This window comes from Magnetospirillum fulvum (assembly GCF_900108475.1).
Lineage (GTDB): Bacteria > Pseudomonadota > Alphaproteobacteria > Rhodospirillales > Magnetospirillaceae > Phaeospirillum > Phaeospirillum fulvum_A.
In genome coordinates this window covers 71,336-94,472 of record NZ_FNWO01000004.1, presented here as the reverse complement: position 1 = coordinate 94,472, position 23,137 = coordinate 71,336, and the positions used below count along the sequence as shown (strand labels likewise).

Annotated in this window: 26 protein-coding genes and 1 tRNA gene; 15 read left to right on the top strand and 12 right to left on the bottom strand. The window is 66.1% G+C overall.

Annotated features, from left to right (window positions below; all coding sequences use genetic code 11):
- Window positions 1-86: 86 nt before the first annotated feature.
- Genes pstC through phoB form a run of 5 tightly spaced genes read left to right on the top strand, consistent with a single transcriptional unit; the run spans window position 87 to window position 5,005 of the window.
- Window positions 87-1,463, top strand: a complete 1,377-nt coding sequence (pstC, locus tag BLW40_RS06040; RefSeq protein ID WP_074766565.1) for a phosphate ABC transporter permease subunit PstC — start codon at window positions 87-89, stop codon at window positions 1,461-1,463.
- On the top strand, window positions 1,456-2,769 hold the full coding sequence (gene pstA / locus BLW40_RS06035; RefSeq protein ID WP_244511071.1) for a phosphate ABC transporter permease PstA: 1,314 nt from the start codon (window positions 1,456-1,458) through the stop codon (window positions 2,767-2,769). Before pstC ends, pstA begins: the two co-directional genes overlap by 8 nt.
- 7 nt (window positions 2,770-2,776) lie before the next feature.
- Entirely contained in the window at window positions 2,777-3,568 is a 792-nt protein-coding gene (pstB, locus tag BLW40_RS06030; RefSeq protein WP_074766561.1) for a phosphate ABC transporter ATP-binding protein PstB, read from the top strand.
- A gap of 10 nt (window positions 3,569-3,578) precedes the next feature.
- Window positions 3,579-4,280 carry a phosphate signaling complex protein PhoU gene (phoU, locus tag BLW40_RS06025; RefSeq protein WP_074766559.1) on the top strand — a complete coding sequence of 234 codons (702 nt, stop codon included), beginning with the start codon at window positions 3,579-3,581 and terminating at the stop codon, window positions 4,278-4,280.
- Window positions 4,277-5,005, top strand: coding sequence for a phosphate regulon transcriptional regulator PhoB (gene phoB / locus BLW40_RS06020; protein WP_074766558.1), 729 nt, complete (start codon window positions 4,277-4,279; stop codon window positions 5,003-5,005). The genes phoU and phoB overlap by 4 nt, the downstream gene beginning before the upstream one ends.
- A 157-nt stretch (window positions 5,006-5,162) precedes the next feature.
- Here phoB and BLW40_RS06015 read toward each other — a convergent pair whose 3' ends face one another.
- The 3 genes from BLW40_RS06015 to BLW40_RS17605 form a co-directional block, all read right to left on the bottom strand.
- The gene (locus BLW40_RS06015; protein ID WP_211656730.1) at window positions 5,163-5,336 is read right to left on the bottom strand and encodes a type II toxin-antitoxin system YafQ family toxin; all 174 of its coding nucleotides are present in this window, start codon (window positions 5,334-5,336) and stop codon (window positions 5,163-5,165) included.
- Between the two features lie 94 nt (window positions 5,337-5,430).
- Window positions 5,431-5,688 (bottom strand): type II toxin-antitoxin system RelB/DinJ family antitoxin, encoded by a 258-nt coding sequence (locus BLW40_RS06010; protein ID WP_074766839.1) that lies wholly within the window; start codon window positions 5,686-5,688, stop codon window positions 5,431-5,433.
- Between the two features lie 32 nt (window positions 5,689-5,720).
- Window positions 5,721-5,894 (bottom strand): hypothetical protein, encoded by a 174-nt coding sequence (locus BLW40_RS17605; RefSeq protein ID WP_170834534.1) that lies wholly within the window; start codon window positions 5,892-5,894, stop codon window positions 5,721-5,723.
- Between the two features lie 128 nt (window positions 5,895-6,022).
- Here BLW40_RS17605 and BLW40_RS06000 point away from each other — a divergent pair.
- Window positions 6,023-6,110: transfer RNA gene (locus BLW40_RS06000), tRNA-Ser, on the top strand.
- A 40-nt stretch (window positions 6,111-6,150) separates the two neighbouring features.
- Here BLW40_RS06000 and BLW40_RS05995 read toward each other — a convergent pair.
- The 3 genes from BLW40_RS05995 to BLW40_RS05985 form a co-directional block, all read right to left on the bottom strand.
- A complete protein-coding gene (locus BLW40_RS05995) occupies window positions 6,151-6,708 on the bottom strand; it encodes a hypothetical protein (protein ID WP_074766556.1) in 558 nt (185 codons plus the stop codon).
- Between the two features lie 105 nt (window positions 6,709-6,813).
- On the bottom strand, window positions 6,814-7,116 hold the full coding sequence (locus tag BLW40_RS05990) for a helix-turn-helix domain-containing protein (protein WP_074766554.1): 303 nt from the start codon (window positions 7,114-7,116) through the stop codon (window positions 6,814-6,816).
- Window position 7,117: 1 nt separating this feature from the next.
- Window positions 7,118-7,393, bottom strand: a complete 276-nt coding sequence (locus tag BLW40_RS05985) for a BrnT family toxin (RefSeq protein ID WP_074766837.1) — start codon at window positions 7,391-7,393, stop codon at window positions 7,118-7,120.
- Between the two features lie 176 nt (window positions 7,394-7,569).
- On the opposite strand from BLW40_RS05985, the gene BLW40_RS05980 reads away from it, so the two are divergent.
- Genes BLW40_RS05980 through BLW40_RS05970 form a run of 3 tightly spaced genes read left to right on the top strand, consistent with a single transcriptional unit; the run spans window position 7,570 to window position 9,234 of the window.
- Complete coding sequence (locus BLW40_RS05980; protein ID WP_074766552.1) at window positions 7,570-7,794, top strand: AbrB/MazE/SpoVT family DNA-binding domain-containing protein; 225 nt, start codon at window positions 7,570-7,572, stop codon at window positions 7,792-7,794.
- The gene (locus tag BLW40_RS05975; protein WP_074766550.1) at window positions 7,791-8,183 is read left to right on the top strand and encodes a type II toxin-antitoxin system death-on-curing family toxin; all 393 of its coding nucleotides are present in this window, start codon (window positions 7,791-7,793) and stop codon (window positions 8,181-8,183) included. Before BLW40_RS05980 ends, BLW40_RS05975 begins: the two co-directional genes overlap by 4 nt.
- Window positions 8,184-8,202: 19 nt before the next feature.
- Window positions 8,203-9,234 (top strand): DMT family transporter, encoded by a 1,032-nt coding sequence (locus tag BLW40_RS05970; protein WP_074766547.1) that lies wholly within the window; start codon window positions 8,203-8,205, stop codon window positions 9,232-9,234.
- A 112-nt stretch (window positions 9,235-9,346) separates the two neighbouring features.
- On the opposite strand, the gene BLW40_RS05965 is transcribed toward BLW40_RS05970, so the two are convergent.
- Genes BLW40_RS05965 through BLW40_RS05955 form a run of 3 tightly spaced genes read right to left on the bottom strand, consistent with a single transcriptional unit; the run spans window position 9,347 to window position 11,705 of the window.
- Window positions 9,347-9,847, bottom strand: coding sequence for a hemerythrin domain-containing protein (locus BLW40_RS05965; protein ID WP_074766545.1), 501 nt, complete (start codon window positions 9,845-9,847; stop codon window positions 9,347-9,349).
- Between the two features lie 11 nt (window positions 9,848-9,858).
- On the bottom strand, window positions 9,859-11,169 hold the full coding sequence (locus BLW40_RS05960; RefSeq protein WP_244511070.1) for a hypothetical protein: 1,311 nt from the start codon (window positions 11,167-11,169) through the stop codon (window positions 9,859-9,861).
- Window positions 11,145-11,705, bottom strand: coding sequence for a DUF2249 domain-containing protein (locus BLW40_RS05955; protein ID WP_074766543.1), 561 nt, complete (start codon window positions 11,703-11,705; stop codon window positions 11,145-11,147). Before BLW40_RS05955 ends, BLW40_RS05960 begins: the two co-directional genes overlap by 25 nt.
- Window positions 11,706-12,049: 344 nt before the next feature.
- Between BLW40_RS05955 and BLW40_RS05950 the strand changes: the two genes are divergently transcribed.
- The 4 genes from BLW40_RS05950 (at window position 12,050) to BLW40_RS05935 (ending at window position 19,073) form a co-directional block, all read left to right on the top strand.
- Window positions 12,050-13,273 carry a serine hydrolase domain-containing protein gene (locus BLW40_RS05950; protein WP_074766541.1) on the top strand — a complete coding sequence of 408 codons (1,224 nt, stop codon included), beginning with the start codon at window positions 12,050-12,052 and terminating at the stop codon, window positions 13,271-13,273.
- 134 nt (window positions 13,274-13,407) lie between these two features.
- Entirely contained in the window at window positions 13,408-14,046 is a 639-nt protein-coding gene (gene trhA, locus BLW40_RS05945) for a PAQR family membrane homeostasis protein TrhA (protein WP_074766539.1), read from the top strand.
- A 69-nt stretch (window positions 14,047-14,115) separates the two neighbouring features.
- Window positions 14,116-15,354 (top strand): exonuclease SbcCD subunit D, encoded by a 1,239-nt coding sequence (locus BLW40_RS05940; protein ID WP_074766537.1) that lies wholly within the window; start codon window positions 14,116-14,118, stop codon window positions 15,352-15,354.
- The gene (locus tag BLW40_RS05935; RefSeq protein WP_074766535.1) at window positions 15,351-19,073 is read left to right on the top strand and encodes an AAA family ATPase; all 3,723 of its coding nucleotides are present in this window, start codon (window positions 15,351-15,353) and stop codon (window positions 19,071-19,073) included. The genes BLW40_RS05940 and BLW40_RS05935 overlap by 4 nt, the downstream gene beginning before the upstream one ends.
- Here the strand turns inward: BLW40_RS05935 and BLW40_RS05930 are convergent.
- Window positions 19,070-19,288 carry a hypothetical protein gene (locus tag BLW40_RS05930; RefSeq protein ID WP_074766533.1) on the bottom strand — a complete coding sequence of 73 codons (219 nt, stop codon included), beginning with the start codon at window positions 19,286-19,288 and terminating at the stop codon, window positions 19,070-19,072. The genes BLW40_RS05935 and BLW40_RS05930 overlap by 4 nt on opposite strands.
- Before the next feature lie 369 nt (window positions 19,289-19,657).
- Here BLW40_RS05930 and BLW40_RS05925 point away from each other — a divergent pair, with 369 nt between their 5' ends.
- Window positions 19,658-20,488, top strand: coding sequence for a PstS family phosphate ABC transporter substrate-binding protein (locus BLW40_RS05925; RefSeq protein ID WP_074766531.1), 831 nt, complete (start codon window positions 19,658-19,660; stop codon window positions 20,486-20,488).
- Window positions 20,485-21,720, top strand: a complete 1,236-nt coding sequence (locus BLW40_RS05920) for a sensor histidine kinase (RefSeq protein ID WP_074766529.1) — start codon at window positions 20,485-20,487, stop codon at window positions 21,718-21,720. Before BLW40_RS05925 ends, BLW40_RS05920 begins: the two co-directional genes overlap by 4 nt.
- A 10-nt stretch (window positions 21,721-21,730) precedes the next feature.
- On the opposite strand, the gene BLW40_RS05915 is transcribed toward BLW40_RS05920, so the two are convergent.
- Together BLW40_RS05915 and BLW40_RS05910 are read right to left on the bottom strand one after the other, a co-directional pair.
- A complete protein-coding gene (locus BLW40_RS05915; RefSeq protein ID WP_074766527.1) occupies window positions 21,731-22,354 on the bottom strand; it encodes an FMN-dependent NADH-azoreductase in 624 nt (207 codons plus the stop codon).
- A 31-nt stretch (window positions 22,355-22,385) separates the two neighbouring features.
- Complete coding sequence (locus tag BLW40_RS05910; RefSeq protein WP_074766524.1) at window positions 22,386-23,087, bottom strand: pirin family protein; 702 nt, start codon at window positions 23,085-23,087, stop codon at window positions 22,386-22,388.
- Between the last annotated feature and the right edge of the window lie 50 nt (window positions 23,088-23,137).

Sequence of the window (23,137 nt, the reverse complement as noted above, 5' to 3'; positions counted from 1 at the left end):
CGGGGCGGCTGCTATCTTTCTTTTGCCGGTCTGCTACAGTCCCGCCCGGCAAAACGCCGCCCCCGCTCACCAGTCAGACGATCCCCATGCAGCTCCTCATCCTGACCATCGTGCTTCTCGCCCTCACCGCCTTCGGCTTCAGTTCGGGGCGTCGTCGAGCCCTATCGGTCGTGGAGGGCAACCCCCGTCTGCTGCATTCGCTGCCCAATCATCACGGCTATCTCGTTGCCCTGTGGTGCGGCATTCCGGCCCTGCTGATCGTCATCGGCTGGCTGGCGTTCGAGCCGTCGCTGCTCCACGCCCTGGTGATCTCGGCGCTGCCGCCCGAACTGGCGGAAATGTCCGACGAGCGCCTTTCGCTGGTCTATAACGAGGTCCGCAACGTCGCGCTCAACGGCCAGACCGCCAGTTCCGACGCGGTGGCCGAAGCGTCCCGCCATTACCTGTCGCTGCGCCAGACCCTGTTCGGTGCCACCGCCGTCGCCGCCCTGGTCCTCGCCGTCGCCGGTCTCGCCTGGGCGCGCGCGCGCATCCACCGCGATCTGCGCGCCCGCAACCGGGTCGAACAGATTGTCACGATTTTCCTGGTGATGGCCTCGACCGTCGCGATCTTCACCACGATCGGGATCGTGCTGTCGCTGCTGTTCGAATCGCTGCGCTTCTTCCACTTCGTCCCGGTCACCGAGTTCCTGTTCGGCACCGCCTGGAGCCCGCAGATGGCGATCCGGTCCGATCAGGTCGGCAGTTCGGGCGCGTTCGGCGCGGTGCCGCTGTTCGCCGGAACGATGCTGATCGCCGGGATCGCCCTGCTGGTCGCGGTTCCGCTTGGCCTGCTCTCGGCGATCTACATGTCGGAATACGCCCTGCCCCGCTTCCGCTCGGTGGTCAAGCCGCTGCTGGAAATCCTGGCGGGCATCCCCACCGTCGTCTACGGCTTCTTCGCCGCTCTTACCGTCGCGCCCTTCATCCGCGACCTCGGCACCTCGCTCGGGCTGACCGTCGCCTCGGAAAGCGCGCTGGCCGCCGGACTGGTGATGGGGATTATGATCATCCCCTTCGTCTCGTCGCTGTCCGACGACGTGATCTCGGCCGTTCCGCAGTCGCTGCGCGAAGGGGCCTACGGCCTGGGCGCGACCAAGTCGGAAACGATCAAACAGGTGGTGATCCCGGCGGCGCTGCCCGGCATTGTCGGCGGCGTGCTGCTGGCCGCCTCGCGCGCGATCGGCGAGACGATGATCGTGGTGATGGCCGCCGGTCTGGCCGCCAACCTCACCGCCAACCCGCTCGAAGCCGTCACCACCGTCACCACCCAGATTGTCACCCTCCTGGTCGGCGATCAGGAATTCGACAGCCCGAAGACCCTGGCCGCCTTTGCCCTGGGACTGGCGCTGTTCACCATCACCCTGGCGTTGAATGCAGTCGCCCTGCACATCGTCAACAAGTACCGGGAAAAATATGACTGAGACCACGCAAATGGCCAGGCTTGGTGCCGTCCGACCCACTGCCGAGATCGTCGCCGCGCGGCTGAAGCGCCGCCACAATGCCGAACGCCGCTTCCGCGCCGTCGGTCTGGGCGCGGTTCTGCTGGCTCTCGGTTTCCTGGGCGTGCTGCTGTTCACCATCGTCGGGAACGGCATCACCGCCTTCGTCCAGACCTATGTCCGGGTCGATGTCACCTTCGATGCGACCCTGCTGGGGATCGAGGGTGACACCAATCCCGACGTGCTGGCCTCCGCCAATTATCCGGCGGTGATCAAGCAGTCGCTCTATCGCGCCTTCCCCGAGGTGAAAAGCCGCGGCGAGCAGCGCCAGTTGGGGGCGATGGTCTCGTCGGGTGCCGATATCGACCTGCGTAAAATGCTGGTCGCCGATCCCTCGCTGCTGGGCCAGACCCGCAGCCTGTGGCTGCTGGCCGACGACGACATCGACATGGCGGTCAAAGGCCACATCCCGCGCAAACCGGGGGTATCTGGCAACCGGCTGTCCGACAACGAACTTCACTGGCTGAGCGAGCTGGAATCGCGTGGCGCGATCAAGACCCGCTTCAACACCCTGCTGTGGACTTCGGGCGATTCGCGCGAACCCGAACTGGCCGGTCTGTGGGGCGCGGTGGTCGGCTCGATCTACTCGCTGGTGATCACCCTGCTGGTCAGCTTCCCGCTCGGCGTCGCCACCTCGGTCTATCTCGAGGAATTCGCGCCCAAGAACCGCTGGACCGATCTGATCGAGGTCAACATCAACAATCTGGCGGCGGTGCCCTCGGTGGTGTTCGGTCTGCTTGGCCTTGCGGTATTCCTCAACATCTTTGGGATGCCGCGCTCGGCTCCGCTGGTTGGCGGTTTGGTGCTGGCGCTGATCTGTCTGCCCACCATCATCATCGCCGCCCGCGCCGCGATGAAGGCGGTGCCGCCCTCGATCCGCGAAGCCGCCGCCGGTCTTGGCGCCTCGAAGCTCCAGGTCGTCACCGACCATGTTCTGCCGCTGTCGATGCCCGGCATCCTGACCGGAACTATCCTCGGCATGGCCCACGCCCTGGGCGAGACCGCGCCGTTGCTGATGATCGGGATGGTCGCCTTCATCGTCGATATCCCGGCCACCCCGCTCGACCCGTCGGCGGTGCTGCCGGTTCAGGTCTATCTGTGGGCCGACAGCCCCGAACGCGCCTTCGTCGAACGGACCTCGGCCGCCATCATGGTGCTGCTGATGTTCCTGGCGCTGATGAACCTTTCGGCGATCCTGCTGCGCAAGAAATTCGAACGGAGATGGTAGACCCATCATGAACAGTCCGGTTACCGCTCATCTTCCCCAGGGCACCGCCAAGGTCGCCGCCCGGTCCTTAAGCGTCCATTACGGCGAGAAGCACGCGTTGCAGGCGGTCGATCTTGACATCCGCGCGGGCGAGGTCACCGCGTTGATCGGCCCGTCGGGCTGCGGCAAATCGACCTTCCTGCGCTGCATCAACCGGATGAACGACATGGTCGATGGCGCCCGGGTCAGCGGCAGCCTGACCCTGGACGGCTCGGACATCTATGACCGCTCGCTCGACGTCGTCCAGTTGCGGGCCCGGGTCGGCATGGTGTTCCAAAAGCCCAACCCGTTCCCCAAATCGATCTACGACAACATCGCCTATGGCCCGCGCATCCACGGCATGGCCCGCAACCAGGACGAGTTGGACGAGATCGTGATGACCAGCCTGGAACGGGCCGGTCTGCTGGCCGAGGTCAAGGACCGGCTGACCGAATCCGGCACCGGCCTGTCGGGCGGGCAGCAGCAGCGTCTGTGCATCGCCCGCGCCATCGCGGTCGGTCCCGAGGTGATCTTGATGGACGAGCCCTGTTCCGCGCTCGACCCGATCGCTACCGCCAAGGTCGAGGAGCTGATCGACGATCTGCGCGACAATTACACCATCGTGATCGTCACCCACTCGATGCAGCAGGCCGCCCGCGTGTCACAGCGCACCGCGTTCTTCCATCTGGGCAAGCTGATCGAGGTCGGCGACACCGAACAGATCTTCACCAACCCGCAGCAGCCACTGACACAGGGCTATATCACCGGCCGATTCGGCTGAGGGGGTTCGCATGGAAGACCAGGTCCACACGGTAAAGTCCTACGACGAAGAGCTGGACCACCTGACCGGCATCATCGCCCGAATGGGCGGGATGGCCGAGGCTCAGTTCGCGTCGGGGCTGCACGCCCTCGCCCGGCGCGATGAAGCGCTGGCCCAGCGGGTGATCGAAGGCGACGCCCGCATCGACGAACTGGACAAGGAAGTGCAAAGCTTCGCCGTCCGCCTGCTGGCGTTGCGCCAGCCGATGGCGGTCGATCTGCGCCAGATCGTCGGCGCGCTCAACATCTCGGGCGAGATCGAACGGGTCGGCGATTACGCCGCCAATCTGGCCAAACGCTCGCTGGTGCTGCACCATGTCGGGGTCGCCGTCCCGGTGGCCGGGGTGGTGCGGCTGGGCGATCTGGTGCGCGGCCTGCTTAAGGACGTGCTCGACGCCTATCTGGAAAAGGATGTCGCCAAGGCGCTGGGCGTCTGGAGCCGCGACGAAGAAGTCGATGCGATGTATACTGGGGTGATGCAGGATTTGATCGCCCTGATGACCGAGGATCCCGGAACGATTACCGCCGCCACCCATTTGCTGTTCATCGCCAAGAACATCGAGCGGATCGGCGACCACGCCACCAACATCGCCGAGGCTCTGCATTATCAGATTCTCGGCACCTCGCCCGCTGGCTTGCGGCCCAAGGGCAACACTGTCGGAGGACCGGAATGAGCCAGCGCGACGCCACCCCCGCAGGCCAGACCCGGCCGCTGATCCTCCTCGTCGAGGACGAAGCGTCGCTGGCCACCATGCTGCGCTACAACCTTGAGAAAGAAGGCTTTCGCGTCTGCGAGGCGGGCGATGGCGAAGAGGCTCTGACCCTGGTTGCCGAACGCCGTCCCGATCTGGTCCTGCTCGATTGGATGCTGCCTTCGCTGTCGGGGATCGAGGTCTGCCGCCAGTTGCGGCGCAAGCCCGCCACCCGCGACCTGCCGATCATCATGCTGACGGCCCGGGGCGAGGAAAGCGACAAGATCCGCGGCCTCAACACCGGAGCCGACGATTACCTGACCAAGCCGTTCTCGCTGCCCGAACTGATGGCCCGCGCCCGCGCCCTGCTCCGCCGCGCCCAGCCGGTGCCGCAGAAGGGCCAGTTGAGCTGGGGCGACATCAGCATGGATCTGGCCGCCCACCGCGTCACCCGCGCTTCGCGGCCGATCCATCTCGGCCCGACCGAGTTCCGGCTGTTGCAGTTCTTTCTTCAGCATCCCGGCACGGTGTTCTCGCGCGAGGAATTGCTTGATGCGGTGTGGGGGCCGGACATCTATGTCGAGCCGCGCACCGTCGATGTCCATATCCGCCGCCTGCGCAAGGCGCTGAACTGCGACACCGAAAGCGACATCATCCGCACCGTCCGCGCCGCAGGCTACGCCCTGGACGCCGAATCCGCCGCCTGAAGCCCGCCAGACCCCCACGAGGATGAGCGCAGACAATCAGTCCCTTCGGCGACGCCGGAATCGTTGCTAAAAGCGCCTGGACGTGAACGCCGCCGCCGAGCGGTGAGCTATGGCGCAGCCGGGGCTGATTGTGGGGGAATGGCGGGAATAAGCCCGATCAGCCGAACAGATCGGAATGGGTGCCGGAGGCCGCCAGCACCAGTTCCTCTTCGGTTTGGTACCAAATCAGCAGCCAGTCCGGTTCAATATGGCACTCCCAGCAGGGGCTCCAATTGCCGGACAGGCGATGGGGCGGTGCCGGATGGCCAATGGCTCCCCATTTAGGAGGCACTCGACCACGACCCACACCGTGTCGAGGTTCTTGCCTCGCTTGGTCGCCGTTTTGAGATCGCGCTCAAACTGCTTCGTGGTGCGAAGGCGCAGACTCAACGGTGGGCAGCCTTCAGCGCGTCAAGGCTCGACCATTCGGTCAAATTCTCAGCGTCCATGGCTTCGCGGAGAGCCACCTGTGTGGCCTCATTGGGAAGGCGGACAGGAAACGGCAGCCCGTGATGCAGCGTCACCTGCCGGTAGAACAGGGTGATCGCCTCCGTCGGCGTCAGACCGAGGGCACCGAAAACAGCCTCGGCCTGAGCCTTCAGGTCGGGTTCGACGCGGGCGCGAATCGATTCGGTCTTGGACATAGCGGGCTCCTTGGCGGCCTCCATTATGTGCCTCATTCGGGGAACAATTCAACGAAAGCATCCGCGAACAGATCCTTGCCGCTCTGCGGGCGCGGCTGGAAACGGAACCCGACGCCGTGGTGAAACGGGAAGAGCCGTTGCCGGAATTCGTACCCGCCGGTAGACGAACGAACATCTATGTCGAGCCGCGCAGCATCGACGTCCATATCCGCCGCCTGAGCCCGCCAGACCCCCGCCGCCGGTCAGAGGGCTTGCGCCGCGACCGTCGTCGGGGTATCTGTCGATTTGGCGTCGTGCGCCGGGCTGGACCCTTGCGTCCGCCCATGCCGACCGGGGAAGGGTGGCAGAGTGGTCGATTGCAGCGGTCTTGAAAACCGCCGTGCGGCAACGCACCGTGGGTTCGAATCCCACCCCTTCCGCCAGTCTTCCGTGTTGTTTGCAGCCGCTTCACGGTGCGTTCAGCTACGAATGACTACCCGAATAGGAATTTTCATGTCGGCCTAGTACGTCGGCTTTGGAAAGTGAGGCGAACACGTCGCCAAACTCCTTTAGTAAAGTGCGGGCAGATATATGCGGCAAAGCCATCGGATCGCCGACGAGCAAATCCTTGCCATCGACATCCCATCCATCCGGGCTACGGTCGCTTGAAACAGGCGCTTTCTTTCCCGGAATCTCCATTTTAGCAGCCGGCATTCGAGCCATAGAGAGACTCTTTTTGAGCGACTTAAACTTCGTCTGCGCCGATGGCGAAAAGCACGAGGACGCTTGGCAGATCGTCCGCACGACTTCGAAGGCCCCAAGGGTCCAGAGCCACATTATGGTACTTGCGCGTTCGATTTTGTCAGCATACGCGCAATCAGCAGCGAAACCCTCATCAAGGAGGGCAACAATATCGTCGCCAAGATCGAGAAGGACGTTCACGCGCCCGGATAGATAGAATGAGAACGCTAACAACGGATCGCTCTCTACCATTTCTTCCCAAGTGGGGTTGAAGAGAGTCTCTCGACTACGCTTTGTCATTTTATTTCACACCGTTGTTGCGGCGTCTGCGCACAAATTGACGCGCCACCTAAGTTTAGGTCTGAAGAGGCTCTCCATTCTGCCGCCTTAACGGTCGCCCCGATGTCAGGCTTCCAGGGCTATAGCCACCATATCGGGGCTGCGGGCGATGACATGAAGATAGGCCCGCGCCGTCGAGTCTGGCTGCTTGCGTCCCTGCTCCCAGTCCCGCAGAGTGCCCACAGGGATACGGTAGCGGGCCGCGAACACAGTCTGCGACAGACCGGTGACGCGACGGATCGCCTTGACGTCCACCGGCAGAATCTCGGGCGCGACGTCGGCATCGGCAGCGATCTGGCGCGCGATTTCGGCGTCGGTCACCGCGTCCACGGCAGCCCAATCGAGCGTGTCCAGCGCGGCCTTGCTCATTTCAGACGTGATCTTTCGGCGCATAGGCTGCGATCTCCCTTGAGTTTGCCTTGCGAAGCGAAATGACTCGGCGAACTTTTCCTCGGTCGGTGAAGACGCAGACAAACAGCCGACCGCGGATCAGGCCAAAGGCCACCTGCCGTCGCTCGCCGTAATCCTTACGGTCGTCATCGACGACATGCACCAGCCCCTCGAACACATAGGGCGCAAGAGCCAGGGAAAGACCGCGCTCAGCGATGTTCCTCGCGTCCTTGGCCGGATCGAATTCGTACTCCATCACTACCGCAGTATACGGCTAAGCCGTACTTTCGTGCAAAGAAAATGCCCCTCGCCTTGCGGCGTGTCCGGTCAGAGATTATCCCAACTTAAATATCTCCGTCATCGCCTGCGAATGCCGTTGATAGTTATCACGCGCGTAATTACAATACACCTCGACACACGGAGGAAGTTGCGATGCGGACGACGAAGCTCACCCGGGTCGGAAACTCGACCGGCTTGACGCTGTCGCGCGATGTGCTGGCCGCCGCCAACCTCGACCGTGGCGATGAGGTGACGGTCAATGTCTGCGACGGTCGCATTGAAATCGCCCGGGCAGACGATTCCTACAACAAGGCGATGGACATCGGACGCTCGTTCGCGGCCCGCTATCGGCGCACCATGGCTGCCCTGGCGAAGTGAAAGAGCCTGTCTTCCCGCCTGTCGAGGCGCTGTTAGACCTGCACGCGGAATTGATTGCCGAACACGGGGGTGCCTCTGGTCTCAGGGATCGGGGCGCCCTTGAGATGTCGTTCGCGCGACCGAAACAGATCATCGCCTATGCCGATGGTCACGTTACGGTCTTCGACCTTGCCGCCGCCCTGTGCGCCTCCATTCTGCGAAACCACCCCTTTGTCGATGGCAACAAACGGGCCGGGTTCGCCGCACTCGGCATCATGCTGGGGATGAATGGCCTGTTTCTCGATGTCAGCGAACGGGACGCCGCCGATATGATCCTGTCCGTCGCCGCCGGGCAGCGATCCGAAGACGAGTTGCGCCAATGGATCGCAGACAACAGCTATTCCGAATGAGCGTGAAGGGAGACCGTTGATGACCCATAAAGGGGTTGCCGCCGCCCTGGCCGCCGCGATGTTGTTCGGAATCAGCACCCCACTGGCGAAGGCATTGCTGGGCACGCTCGATCCCTGGCTGCTGGCGGGAAGCCTGTATCTCGGCTCGGGTCTCGGCCTTGCCGCGCTGCGCCTGCTCACCCCCGGCAGCGGGGTTCGTCTGGCCCGGAGCGATCTCCCCTGGCTGGCCGGAGCGATCGTCTCGGGCGGCATCGTCGCGCCGGTGCTGCTGATGATCGGGCTGGCCGGAAGCAGTGCCGGAACCGCTTCGCTGCTGCTGAATGCCGAGGCGGTGTTCACCGCCCTGCTGGCCTGGATCGTATTTCGCGAGAATGCCGACCGCCGCATCGTCGCCGGGATGGGGGCGATCGTCGCCGGAGCGGTCGCGCTGTCCTGGCCCGGTCCCCAAGCCCCGCTCGAAGCGTCGGGACCGGCGCTGGCCATTCTCGCCGCCTGTTTGTGCTGGGGCATCGACAACAACCTGACCCGCAAGGTGTCGCTGGCCGATCCGTTGACGATCGCCGCGATCAAGGGGCTGGCGGCGGGAAGCATCAATGTCCTGCTTGCCCTCGTGGCGGGGGCGACGGTGCCGGGGGTCGGGTCGCTGGCGCTGGCGGCGGGACTGGGTTTCGTCGGCTATGGCCTCAGCCTCGCCGCCTTCGTCGTCGCCCTGCGCGAGTTGGGCACGGCCCGCACCGGGGCCTATTTCTCGACCGCGCCGTTCATCGGAGCGCTGGTCGCGGTGCTGTGGTTCTCGGAACCGCTGACGCTGCGCCTGATCGCCGCTGGGCTGCTGATGGGGCTGGGGGTGTGGCTCCACCTGACCGAGCGGCACGACCACCGCCACCGGCACGAGGCGATTGAGCACGACCACCGCCACACCCACGACGAGCATCACCGCCATCACGACGGAGCCGAACCGGACGAGCCGCACGCCCATCCGCACCGGCACCGCCCGCTGCTCCATTCCCACCCGCATTATCCCGACGCCCATCACCGCCACGATCATTAAAGGCGGCAATTGCCTCCAACCTTCCCTTTTATGAATAAAGTCAAAGGGGGTTTGGGGCTTGCCCCAAATGGGCTTGGGCGATAGCCCAATCGGGGGGCGGTCAGAGTCCCCCCTAGCGCCCCAGCGCGGCGAACGCTTCGGCCAGCGCCGCGTCGGTGGCGGGGTCGATCAGGGCGGCGATCCCGGCCAGCAGCCCCATCTCTTCCTTCTGAATGTGGAACAGCTCGCGTTCGATCAGCTCGCCGCCCTTCATCCGGAAGGTCGCCCAATCGGAATCGGCAAAGCCCCCGGCGGCGATCGCCGCCTCGGCCATCTCGGCCAAATTGCGGGCCATGGGGAGGATCGTTTCGTGCTCCTGGGTCAGGATCTCGACGATCCCGGTCTGGCCCTGAGCCAGGAACAGCGGGAACACCCGGCCTTCCTCGAAGCCGAAATGAGTCTCGACCTCGGCACGCAGCACACCGGCCAGCCAGCCCAGCCATTCTTTCAGCGCGGCATCGAGCGGCGGGGTCTTGCGGTTCTTCGACAACAGCCGCTCCAGCGCCTCTAACGCTTCGATCGTCGCCATATGGTCGCGGTGGAGCAGGGAGCCGATCTGGGTGGTGGGGAACATCGGAAATCCTTTTAGAGAGAGGCGACCGAGGCCGCACGGTGACGGGACAGCCGCCACGGCACCGCGGCGGCATAGATCGCAAAGAACAGCGCGCCGAGCAGACCGGCCCCGATCCCCAGGCCCAGCGGCCAGGACCAGCCGCCGATCAGGCCGGTCGCGATCAGGACCAGCGCGGCACAGTGACAGACGAAGTGAAGGTGGGAGGCCCAGGCCGGAGCGAGCCGTGACGGCAACGCCGGGGGCCGCCCCGCGCCGGACGAATGCATCGCGGCGAGAAACGGCATGATGCGCTGCAAGATCGCCAGCACGAAGCCGAGCAGCCAGCCGAACACCAGCAAAAAGCCCCACAGCGCCGCCCACGGATCGGCGGGCGCACCCAGCGCCAGGGCCAACCCGACCAGCAGACTGGCCGCCAGCATCGCCCAGGACAGCACGACCAGCCGGAAGAACGGCTCGAAGCGGCGTCGCATCCGCCGCCGCACGCTGACGGCAAGGGTACGGAGATGGTGCCCGAGCGCGACCAGCCCCAGCCCCGCGCCCACGGCAGCCAAACCGCCCAGACCCAGCGCGGCCCCGCTTGCCCCGGTCACCAGGGCCAGCCCGACCAGGATGGCACCGCGACGACGGGGGGGGTCGGGGATCGACGGACCCAACACGAACATCGGGATCAGCACATACGAGAACCCGAACGCCAGCGAGCCCATGAAGCCATAGCCGCCCAGCACGGCATGGGCGGCGGCTGTGGCGGCGTGGTTGCCCAGCCATCCGGTCGAGAAATCGGCGACCAAAGCCAGCCCGAGCAGGCCGAGACCGAGCAAAGACGCCAACGACAGACCAAGGTGGCGGACCAGACCGGGCATGTCATCGACCCGGCGCAGATGCAGCCCGACCAGCAGCCCGAACAGCGCCAGACCGGCGAGCGTCAATCCCGCGCCGACCGAGCGCAGGGTGGGATCGGCCAACGCCAGACCGGCCGACAGAGCGCCGATGCCGGGGGCATACAGCCAGAACATCAGCCGACAGGCCCACAGCGGCCCCAGCGGGCGGCAGGTGGCGATTGGCAGCATCTGGATCGCCGCCCCCAGGGCGGTCATCGCCAGCGTGCCCAGGGTGATGAGGTGGAGCGCCGCCACCACCGGCCCCAAGCCGCCGACGAAGCCCTGGATCGCGCTTGGCCCGGCCCAGGCCAGCAGAGCCCATCCGGCAAGGTGATACAGCACGGCGACGGCGAAGAATCGGCCGGGCAACGACGGCGGCAACAGCCGGTCGGCGGCGTCGGCGGGCAGACCGGGCAGCATCAGCAGGGCTCCGGCGCGAGCCACAGCCGGAGATCGGCCGGGGCCGCTTCGGTGCGGACGATCCGCCAGCCGCGTTCGGCCAGTTCGAGGGCAAGGAACACCGGGTCGCGCTCGTGATGGACCACGATGGTCCCGCTGCCGCCCAGGCTTTCGACCAGGCGCAGAATCGCCCGCAACGGCTCGGGCGGGGGCAGACGGCGGACGTCGAGATGGATGCCGTCCGCCTCGGTCCATTGCATCGCCCCCTCGGGCAGAATTTCGGCCTCGGCCCGGCTTTCCCAGCCCTTGGCACCGTCATGGAGAAAGACCACCCGCCAGCGCCCCTCCTCCAGCTTGCGCGCCCGCGAGGAAAAGCCCCGCGCCGCCAGCGCACGGCGCAACGGGGTCGGGTTGAACGGGGCGTCGATCGTCAGCAACTCACCCGGCGCGATCCGGGCAGCGGCGGCGATCACCGTGTCATAGGGATCGATTCCTTGGGCCAACAAGGGACGGACATCGAGCGCGACCGGCGCATCGGCCGAAATCGTCTCGGGAAGAGCGGGGAAAAGGGAACGGGGCACGGCCGGACCTCCTGCTGGCGGGTTCCCCCACCCTGCCCGGTCCCCTTTTCCGCCGCCTTGATCCTGGTCAAGCCCGCCCCGACTCGCGGCCAATCATGACAAAACGATCATGTTGCGGCCACGATGCGGTAATCCGAAAGATGGCAATCTCTCTTCATAAGCTTCTGAGCCTCAGCCACTCAAAAGACCTCCTCCGGAAAGCCCCGCGCCCCAATCCCCCCGGCGCGGGGGTTTTTCGTATGGGAACAGGCCCCCGCCGCTCCTATTCCCTTCGGTTGGTCTTGCATAATTCCAGACGATATAAGAGGGTGCGATCCGTAACCTATGGGTGGGGATCGAGGGGGATGCGGGGTCTTGAGGGGGTGGGGGAAACGCTGCGGGGAGAGACGCGGGGGAAACGGCTGTGCCGATGTCTCGCCGCTGTTGCCGGTCTGGCCTTGTTGTCGGCCTGTGGCACCCTGACCACTTGGGAAATCGACCCGGCCAGCCTGCCCGCCGGGCCATCCGATCTGACCGAGCAAGTGGACAAAATCGCCGCGCCGCTGGTCACCCAAGGCGAGACGCCGGGTCTGATCGTTGGGATTCTGCTACCCGACGGCACCACCCGCTTCTTCGGCTATGGCACCACCGGCCAACCTGACGGAGTGCCGCCCGGCCCCGACACGCTGTTCGCGATCGGATCGCTCAGCAAGGGCTTCATGGGCGCGATCGTCGCGACGATGGTGCAGGACGGGAGCCTGTCCTGGGCCGACCCGCTGGCCACGCTGCTGCCGCCCGGCACCAAGCTTAGTCCCGATGCCGCCCGGATCACCGTCGAACAGCTTGCCACCCACACGTCGGGCCTGCCGCGCCAGCCGCTCGATACGACCGTTCTGACCGGGTTCGTCTCGTACCTGTTCACCGGCGAGAATTTCTACCAGCATCTCGACCGCGACGCGGTGCTGGCCTATCTCGCCGATTTCACCGCCCCGGGCGAGGTGGTGCCGCGCTATTCCAACATTGGCTATGGGCTGCTGTCCCATGTCGCCTCGGTGCGGTCGGGTCGCTCGGTCGATGATCTGCTGGCCGAGCGGATTACCGGTCCGCTGGGACTGACCCGCACCGGCTATGTCGCTGAACGCCTGCCCGGCTATGACGTCCGCGCCATCGGCCATGCCGGTGACCAGCCCAAATTCATCTTGCGCGGCGATACGGTGCCGGACTGGCGCTTCACCGACATCCTGCGCGGCTCGGCGGCGCTATATTCCAGCGCCCGAGACTTACTCTCCTTCGCCGCGGCGCACTTGCGAGACGACGACACCCCGCTCGGGCGCAGTCTGGCCGACGCTGTGCGGGTCCGCACTCCGCGCCCACGACAGGCGGCGGCGGTGGCCTGGATTGCCGATGACGTCCTCGGACTCCACATCACCTATCAGGTCGGCATCGTCGCGGGCTATACTAGCTATCTCGGCATCGACACCGCCCACCATACCGCTGTCGTCATATTGCAAAACGCGTTCAACTGGGATTACAGCGCCGGGCACGCCCTGTTGAAAATTCTGGCGACCAATGCAGCCTATCCCTCCTGATCGGCGAGGCCATCCCCCGGATTCTACCCATTTCGGCCCGGTTCAAACCAGACCCATCCCAGGTTATGCTGGATTTCGGTTGATCTCTTGTGGCGACAGTCCGCCATCGGTCAGATTCAGGAGCATCGGCGAACATGCACCATCAATACACACCCGCCGAACGCCGCTTTGACGGTGTCGTTCACATCCTCGGGATGGTTCTGTCGGGGCTGGGCGCGCTGACCCTGCTTGGCCTGACCGGAGCTGCCGGCGACATTTTGCTGTTCACTGCGGCGGCAATCTATTCCCTGGGACTGATCGCGACCTTCTGGTTTTCCGCCGCCTATAACCTGACCGTGGTTCCGCACCGCAAGACCTTGCTGCGCCGGTTCGACCATGCCGCGATCTATGTAATGATCGCTGGGACCTATACCCCGCTGGCGATGATCAGTATCGGCGGCACCGTCGGCTATAGTCTGCTCGCCCTGGTGTGGAGCATCGCCGGTCTCGGTCTGGTGTTGAAGCTGGGCTGGCCGCACCGGTTCGAGCGCCTGTCGGTCGCTCTCTATCTCGCACTCGGCTGGGTCGGGTTGTTCGTAATCGGCTCGATCATCCAGGCCCTGCCGGTCGCGGCGCTGGTGCTGCTACTGGTCGGCGGCATCTTCTATACCACCGGGGTGATCTTCCATCTGTGGACAAGGCTGCCGTTCCAGAACGCAATCTGGCATTGCTTCGTCCTGGTCGCGGCAGCGTGCCATTATGCGGCGGTGGTTGACGCGATCCTGCCGCAATAGCCGCAAGGGGCCGCTTGACATCGCAGGGTACGACGGCGAGGCTCGCGCTTTTACGCGGGCGGTTTCCTTATGCGTTTCCTCCACACCGCCGACTGGCATCTCGGGCAGGATTTCCACGACATCCCGCGCGAGGCCGAGCATCAGGCCTTCCTCGACTGGCTGGCCGACCAATTGGTCGCGCAGGGTGCCGACGCCTTGCTGGTCACCGGCGATATCTATGACAGCCAGAACCCGCCGATCGGGGCGCAGCGGCAATTGTACCGCTTCATCGCCGAGGTGCGGCGGCGCAAGCCCAATCTCGATATCGTCCTGATCGGCGGCAATCACGATTCCGCCGGCCGGCTGGAAGCCCCCGGTCCGCTGCTCGATCCCTTTGGCGTCCGAGTGATCGGGTCACTGCCCCGCACCGCCGGGGGCGGTCTTGATTTCGACCGGCTGACCGTGCCGCTCCATGACAGCGACGGCACGGTCGCCGCCCTGGTCGCGGCGGTGCCGTTCCTGCGCCTGCCCGATCTGCCCCCTGCCCCGGACGATTGCGACGACCCGCTGATCTGGGGGGTAGGCCAGATCTACCGCGAGGCGCTGGCGGGGGTTGCGGCGCGGCTGGAACCGGGACAGGCGCTGATCGCCACCGGCCATTGCTACATGACCGGCAGCGAATTATCGGACTTGTCGGAGCGGCGGATTCTGGGCGGCAATCAACATGCCTTGCCGGTCGATCTGTTCCCCGCCGATCTCGCTTATGTCGCGCTTGGCCATCTGCACAAGGCGCAATGCGTCGGCGGTCGCGCCGAAGTGCGCTATTCCGGCTCGCCGCTGCCTTTGTCGGTGGTCGAGCGCGAGTACCGCCATCAGGTCGTCATGGTCGATCTGAAGGACGGCATGGCGCAGGTGACGCCGCTGATCGTGCCGCGCACGGTCGAGATCGTCCGGGTACCGACCCGTGGGGCCGCCTTGATCGAAGACGCGCTGGCCGCGCTCCGCGCGCTCTCCGCCGATCCGGCCCGGCCGCGCGAGCTGTGGCCCTATCTCGACATCGTGATTGCCGCCGACGGGCCGCTGCCGTCGTTGCGCCGCGACGTTGACGAGGCCATCGCGGGCAAAGGGCTGCGGCTGGCCCGGCTGAAGGTCGAGACCGAGGCCGCCGCCGCAGACAGCGCGGCCCCGCCGCCCGACCTTGAAACGATGGTGCCGGAAGAAGTGTTCGTCCGCTGCTGGCAGCGCACCTATCGCGATGCCCCGCCCGAGGCGACCCTGGATGCCTTCCGCGAATTGCTGGAACATCTGGAAAGCGGAGAGTCGGCATGAGGATTCTCGCTTTGCGCGGACGCAACCTCGCCAGTCTGGCCGGGGAGTTCGAGATTGATTTCGAGGCGGCACCGCTGGCCGGGACCGGGCTGTTCGCGATCACCGGCCCGACCGGAGCGGGCAAAAGCACCCTGCTCGACGCGCTGTGTCTGGCGCTCTATGACCGGCTGCCCCGGCTGGAACAGGCGTCGAAGACCGAAGTTGGCGGCGAGACGGAACGGCTGGCGGGAACCGATGTCCGGCTGATCTTGCGTCACGGCACCGCCACCGGCTTTGCTGAGGTCGATTTCCAGGGCCACGACGGCAGACGCTATCGCGCCCGCTGGGAGGTCCGCCGCGCCCGCAACCGGGTGGCCGAACGGCTTCAGCCTCAGGCGATGTCGCTGACCGATCTCGCCGATAACAGCCAATTGGGCCACACCAAGACCGAGGTGTTAAAGGAAATCCGCGACCGGGTCGGGCTGGATTTCGACCAGTTCCGCCGCTCGGTGCTGCTGGCCCAGAACGAGTTCGATGCCTTTCTCCGCGCCCGCCCGGCCGAGCGGGCCGAATTGCTGGAACTGATGACCGGCACCGCGATCTATGGCGCGCTGTCGATGGCGGCGTTCGAGCGAGGGCGACGGGAAAAGGCGATCCTCGACGCACTCGACGACGAATTGCGCCGGGTCAATGTGCTGGACGACGAAGCCCGCGCCGTGATCGAGGCCAACAGTGCCGCCGCCGAGGCCGAACGGCTGGCGCTGGAGGCGGAGATCGAGCATCTGACCGCCGAGGTGCAGTGGCACCGCACGGCGCGAACCCTGGTCGAGCAGGTCACCGCCGCCGAAGCCGGAATCGCCGAGGCCAAGACGGCGCTGGCCGATGCCGAACCCGAGCGGGTTCGCCTTGCCGAAATCCGCCGTGCGCTGACCGCCCGGCCCCAGGTGGCCGAGGCCGAAAGGCTGACGGCGGACGCGGCCCGGCTGGAGGCCGAGGAAACCACGGCGCATCAGGAGGCCAAGGCCCACCACACCGCCTGCACCCAGGCGCAAGAGGCCCGCGACACCGCCCGCTTGGCCGCCGATCAGGCCGACGCGGCGTTCAAGGCGGCGGGGCCGCTGCTTGACCGCGCCGCCGAACTCGACACCCGGATATCCGAAGGCCGCACCCGGCTGGAACAGGCACGGATCGCCCAAACCGAAGCCGAAACCGAGGGAACCCGGACCACCGCGTTGCGCGCCGAGGCCGAGCAGACCCACACAGCCAGCCTGGACAAGATTGCCCGGCTGGAACACTGGCTGGAGGCCAATCAGGCCCGCAAGCCGCTGGTCGAGCAGCTTGACCGCTGGCTCGACGCGATTGCCGCCCACGGCACCGCCGCCGCCCAGGCCCGCGACGCCGCCCAGTCCGACCGACAGGCCGCCGCCACCCTCGACGCGATCGCGGCGGAAACCGGCCAGATCGACGCCGCCGACGCGACGCAACGGACCCAGTTGGCCAAACTGGACGAGGAGATTGCCGCCCTCGATTCGACGCTCGCTACACTCGATCCCGCCGCGTTGGAGCAGCAGCGCGAGATTCTGGACGGGCAAGAGGCAGCACTGGCCCGTCTGCTCGACACCGCCGCCCAGGCCGCCGCAATAACCGCCCGTGCCGCCGAGATCGCGGCCCGCCGCACCGCCGCCACCGCCCGCCGCGATCAGGCCGACCAGGAGAGGATGGCGGTCGAAACCCGCCAAGGCATCGTCGCCGCCAGCCTGACCGAGGCCAAGGCCGCGCTGACCCTGGCCGAGGCCGCCGAGGGCGAACAGGCGCTGGTGCTGCGCCAGACCCTGGTCGTGGACGAACCGTGCCCGGTCTGCGGCTCGCGTCAGCATCCGTTGGAGGCGATCGCCTCGGCCCTGACCGGATTGCTGGCGAGCCATCGGCAGCGGGTCGCACAGATCGAAGCCGAGCGCGACGATCTGCTCCGCCGCGCGGGCGAGGCCGCCGCCAGCCGCCGCGCCGCCGTCGAAGCGCTGACCCAGGCCGAACGCGACGAAACGGCGCTGGCCCGTGACCGCGCAACCGTGACGGCGCGATGGAGCACCGATGCGGCCGCCTGTCCGCTCCCCCTCCCCGCCGATCCGTTCGCGGTTACCGACCTCGCCCCGCTGGAGACGGCGCGTCAGCAAACCCAGGCCGAACGCGGCTCAATCGGTGAGCGCCTGCGCACGTACCGGCAGGCCGAACTGGACCGCCGAACCCGATCAGAAACCCGCGACCGGCTGCGGCGCGATGTCGAACAGCGGGCGACGATCCGGGCCGGGTTGGCCGCCCGTCACGCCACCGCGACGGCGGAGCGGAGCCGAGCGAGTGCCGAGGCCGGGCGCGCCCGTGCGGACCAGGCCCGTCTGGCCGCCAGTCTGGCCCAACCGCTGGCGGTGCTGCCCGATGCCGAACGGCGGCTGGACGGCGACCCGGCCGACCTGATCGCCGCCTGCCGCAAGTTGGCCGAAACATGGGGAAAAACGACGCAGACGCTGGAGGAGGAGCGCGGGCACGAACGTCGCCTCGCCGCCCAGGCCGACAGCGCCCGCAGCGCCGAGGATAATGCCCGGCACAATGCCACTCGCGCCGCCGAGCGCACGCGTGAGGAGCAAGCGGGGCTCGACCTTTTGGCGGCCGAGCGGGCGACCCTCTTCGAGGGACGCGCCACCGCCGAGATTCGCGACGGGTTCGAGGCGGCCCGCAAGGCGGCGGTAGCCCGCCACCAAGCGGCTCAGGAGTCCTGGGCTGCCGCCGACCGCGACCGCGCCATCGCCCTGGAGCGAGTCCGCGCCTTAGGAGTCAGCCGGAGCCAGACCGCCGAAGCCCTGGCGACGGCCCTGGCCGCGCGCGAGGCGAAGCTGGCCGAGATCGGTCTCGACCTTGCCGCCATCCGCGCCGCGATGGAGCTTGGCGAAGCCTGGGCTGAGAGCGAAGAACGCCGACAAGCCGCCTTGCTTCAGGCGGTGGCGAGCGCTGAAGCGGTGTGGGGCGAGCGGCAACGGCTGCGGCGCGAACACGAGGCGACCGGTCAGCCCGAGCGCAGCGCCGAAGCGCTTGATCTTCTGCTGCCCGAGCGCGCCGCAGCCCGCGACGCGTTGCGCGAACGGCTGAGTGGACTGCGCCAGCGGCTGGCCGACGACGACCGCAACCGCGATGCCGCCCAAGGCACCCGCGAGAGGATCGCCAGCCAACGCCAGAGCTTCGATCTGTGGAAAGGCATCGCCGATCTGATCGGGGCCGCCGACGGCAAGAAATTCCGTCTGTTCGCCCAAGGGCTGACGCTTGACCGCCTGCTGGGGCTGGCCAACGCCCATCTGGCCGAACTGACACCGCGCTATCTGCTGCAACGCGCCCCCGGCGGTGATCTTGATCTTCAGGTGATCGACCGTGACATGGCCGACGAAATCCGCGGCGTTGCCAACCTGTCGGGCGGCGAACGCTTCCTGGTGTCGCTGGCGCTGGCCTTGGGGTTGGCCAGCATGACCGGACGCCGCACCCTGGCGGAAAGCCTGTTCATCGACGAGGGGTTCGGTGCGCTCGACGCCGCCAGCCTCGACCTTGCTTTGTCGGCGCTGGAAAGCCTCCACGCCTCGGGCCGCAAGGTCGGGGTGATCTCGCACGTTCAGCCGATGATCGACCGCATCGGAATCCAGGTCCGCGTCACCAAACAAGGCGGCGGCCGCAGTCTGATCGAAACGCGGTCGAATTAGCGGACGGCCTGGGAAACGGGAGAGGAATCGGCAACCGACACCGACGGATCGGACTCATTCTCGCCCATATGGGTGTGGAAGCAGGACAGGCACCACAGCACCGGCACCAACACCCGCTCCCGCGTCACGGAATGGCGGGTCAGACGGCCGCAATGAGGACAAAAATATACGTCGTCGCGGTCGATATCGAGCAGGGTGGTTTCGGTGTGAGTCATCGTAATGGGTGCCAAACGTAAAAAAGGTCGGATTGCTTTGTGCTACGCCCCCGCGCCCGGAGATCACGGGCACGACTTAGCCGATGCAGCTTCGACAAGATTTGGGGAAGAAAGGTTAAGATTCAACCCCGCCATTGATGTGGAATGTGCTCAATCGCGTTCAACCGAGGGGACTCCGCCCCGTCTTCCCGCAGCGGCAGAGCCGGTCGGGACCGAACCGGGATTCGAAACAGCGTGCCCCCTCTTCTTGTGCGCCTCCGGTTACGCTATGCTCCATCGAGTTGAGAGGGTGGGATCAAACCATTTGCCAGACGGCGTCGAACCATCCGGCTCCGCCCCCTTTACCTGTCTCTGAAGGAGGGTGAGCCGATGGCTACCGATTTCTTCGCCCGCTTGTGCCGGATTGCCGCCCTTGTCCTGCTGGCCGGAGGGGCGGTCGCCCCCGCCGCAGCCTCAACAACCATTGCGATTGGCGGGACGGGGTCGGCTCTGCCCGCTCTGCGCGCCCTGGCCGACCGCTTTCAGGCCGACCACCCCGGCATCCTGGTCGATGTTCCCTCCAGCCTGGGCACCAATGGCGGCATTCGCGCCGTCACTGCCAAAGCGATCGATCTCAGCGTCTCGGCCCGGCCGCTGACCGCCGCCGAAAATGCGGCGGGGTTGCACGCCGTCGCCTGGGGACGGACGCCCTTCATGGTGGTGGTGTCGCCCAAGGTCGGAGAAAGCGCGATCACTCTGGATGGACTGGCCGATATCCTGACCGGACGCCAGAGCCATTGGAGCAACGGCGATCCGATCACCCCGGTGTTGCGGCCACCGTCGGATTCGGATTCGACGATTCTGGCGGCAGCCTCTCCGGCACTGGCCGCCGCGCTCGATACGGCCCATGCCCGGCCGGGGATGCTGATCGCGGTGACCGACCAGGACGCCGCCGCGATGATCTCGACCGCCCATGGCGCGATCGGCACCCTGACCCTGGTCCAGAAGATCGCCGAGGGGCTGACGGTCAAGCCGCTGACACTCGATGGCCGCACCCCCGACGCAGCCGCCCTCGCCGCCGGACTCTATCCGCTCTCCAAGACCTACTGGATCGTCGTCGGCCCCGCCCCCTCGGCCGAAGCGCAGGCCTTTCTCGCCTATCTCACCTCGCCCCAGGCGTTCCGGCTGCTTGATTCCTTCGGGATGATCCCGCCGCCATGATCGTTGGACGCGACCCTCTGGAGTTGCGGATACGCGGACTGGCCCGGATCGGGCTCGCCATTTCCATCGTCGTCGCCCTACTGCCGCCGCTTGGTTTCGGGGTGATCGCGACCGGATCGCTCCAGACCGAAATGGAGGTCGCCGGACGTATCCGCGCCCAGACCATCGGCCAGTCGATCGCCGCCCGCCCCCGCCTGTGGACGTTCGAAGAAGAGCGGTTCGACGATCTGCTGCGGCGACTGGCCCAGCCGGGGGAGTCGCTTGAACTGCTTGATCCTGAGGGACGAACGGTCGCGGCCAACCAGACGCGGGTTCTGTCTCCCGCGCTTGAAATCCGCATTCCGATCCACGCCTCGGGCGATCTGGCCGCCTATCTGGTCGTCCGTCAGGACACGCGCGATCTGATCGTCGGCGAAGCGATCGCGCTCGGGCTCGGGCTGTTCCTCGGGCTTGGGTTGTTCCTGGCGATGCGGGCCTGGCCGCTGGGTACCTTGCGCCGGGCTATCGCCGAATTAAAAGCCGCCGACGACAGCAAAAGCCTGCTGCTGTCGGCGGTCGGGCACGATCTGCGCCAGCCGCTGCAATCGCTGTCGCTGTTCGCCTCGGTGATCAGTGCCTCCGATCTTGCCCCCATGCCGCGCCGGGCCGCCGATATGTTGAACGAATCGCTGATCCGGCTCGGCACCTTGCTCGACGAGATCATCGCGATCGCCCGCATTGATGTCGGCGCCATCGAGGAAAGCAAGGATCGGGTCGCGATTGATCCGCTGCTCGAACATCTGGTCCGGGAAATGGAGGTCCAGGCCGAGGCCAAGGGACTGCGACTGCGCCACGTCGTCACCAGCGCGGTGACCCTCAGCGATCCCTCTCTGCTGACGACGATCATCCGCAATCTGCTCACCAACGCGATCCGCTATACCGAGCAGGGCGGGATTCTGCTCGGCTGCCGCCGCCAGGGGGCAATGTGGCAGATCTGCGTCGTCGATACCGGCATCGGCATCCCCAGCGACAAACAGGAACGGGTGTTCGAGGAATTCTTCCAGGTCGGCAACCCCGAACGCGACCGCGCCAAGGGGCTGGGACTGGGATTGGCGATCGTGATCCGGCTGGCCCGATTGCTGCGCCACCGGATCAGCCTGCGTTCGACCCCCGGGCGGGGATCGGTCTTTGCGGTGTCGGTGCCGATGATCGACCCCGACCCGCCCCAGAGCGTCGTCACCAAACAGCGCTGAACCGGTACGATCAGCCCAGAGTGGCAACCAGAGTGGCGATCTCGCGCTCGGCCGCCGCCAGCGCCTTGGCGCGGGCCTCCGGCCCCATTGCGACGCCTTCGGCGCGAATAACCGCGATGTCGGTGACGCCCCAAAACCCCAGCACGGCGCGCAGATAGGCTTCCTGGTGATCGAGCGCGGCTTCATACGGCATTCCGGCATAAAGACCGCCCCGCGCCGAGGCGATAATCACCTTGCGCCCGCCGGCCAGACCGACCGGCCCGGTTTCGGTATAGCGGAAGGTCCGCCCCGCCTGGGAGACGCGGTCGATCCACGCCTTCAACTGAGTGGGGAGCGAGAAATTGTACATCGGCGCGCCGATCACGACGATATCGGCGGCGAGGAATTGATCGACCAGCGCGTCGGTGCGGGCCAGTTCCTCGCGTTGCGACGGGTTGAGAGCGTCGAGGTTGCGGAACTTCACCACCTGCATCAGTTCGCCGGTCAGGTGGGGCGGCGGGGTTTCGGCCAGATCGAGGTAAGTGACCTCCTGGCCGGGATGAGCCGCCGTCAGGGCGGTAACGATTGATTTCGTCAGCAGGCGCGAAACCGAGGCGTCGGCCAGCGGGCTGGAATCGATATGCAGTATCTTCATCGCAATCGTCCTTATTGTGTAGAGGAGAACCTCAATCGAGGTCGAACAGCAGGAATTCGGCCCGGTCTGGGGCGGTGATCCGGATCGTCTCCTCGCTTTCGATCGCGGCCCCGTCGCCGGATTCCAGCGCAACGCCGTTGACCGCGAGGTGTCCATCGACGACCTGAATCCAGACCCCCCGTCCGGGATTGAGCGGATGGGTCAGCGCCCGCCCCGCCTCCAGCAACGCGGCATAGACCCGGACATCGCGGTAGGTGACCAGCGCCGCCCCCGACCCTTCGGGACCGGCGATCAGGGCCAGACCATTGTGCTTATCCGCATCGGAAACCGTCTCTTGCCGGTAGGAGGGCGGCAATCCCGGACGCGGCGGCAGGATCCAAATCTGGAGGAGGCGAACATCCTCGCTGACCGACGCGTTGACCTCGCTATGACGAATGCCGGTTCCGGCGTTCATGTACTGAACATCGCCCCGGCGCAGAACGCCCGTCGATCCGGTGGTGTCCGTGTGGGTCAGTTCCCCGGCGACGACATAGCTGACGATCTCCATGTCGCGATGACCGTGCATGCCAAAGCCGGTCCCGGGGCGGACGATATCGTCGTTAATGACCCGCAACGCCCGGAACCCCATCTGGGCCGGATCGAAATAATCGGCGAAGGAAAAGGTGTGACGGCTGTCCAGCCAACCGTGGTTGGCGTGGCCGCGCGCAGCGGCGGGGCGCAGAACAAGGCTCATGATCCATCTCCGAAACCGGCAAAATACCGTGAGACGAAGCTTGCGCCTGA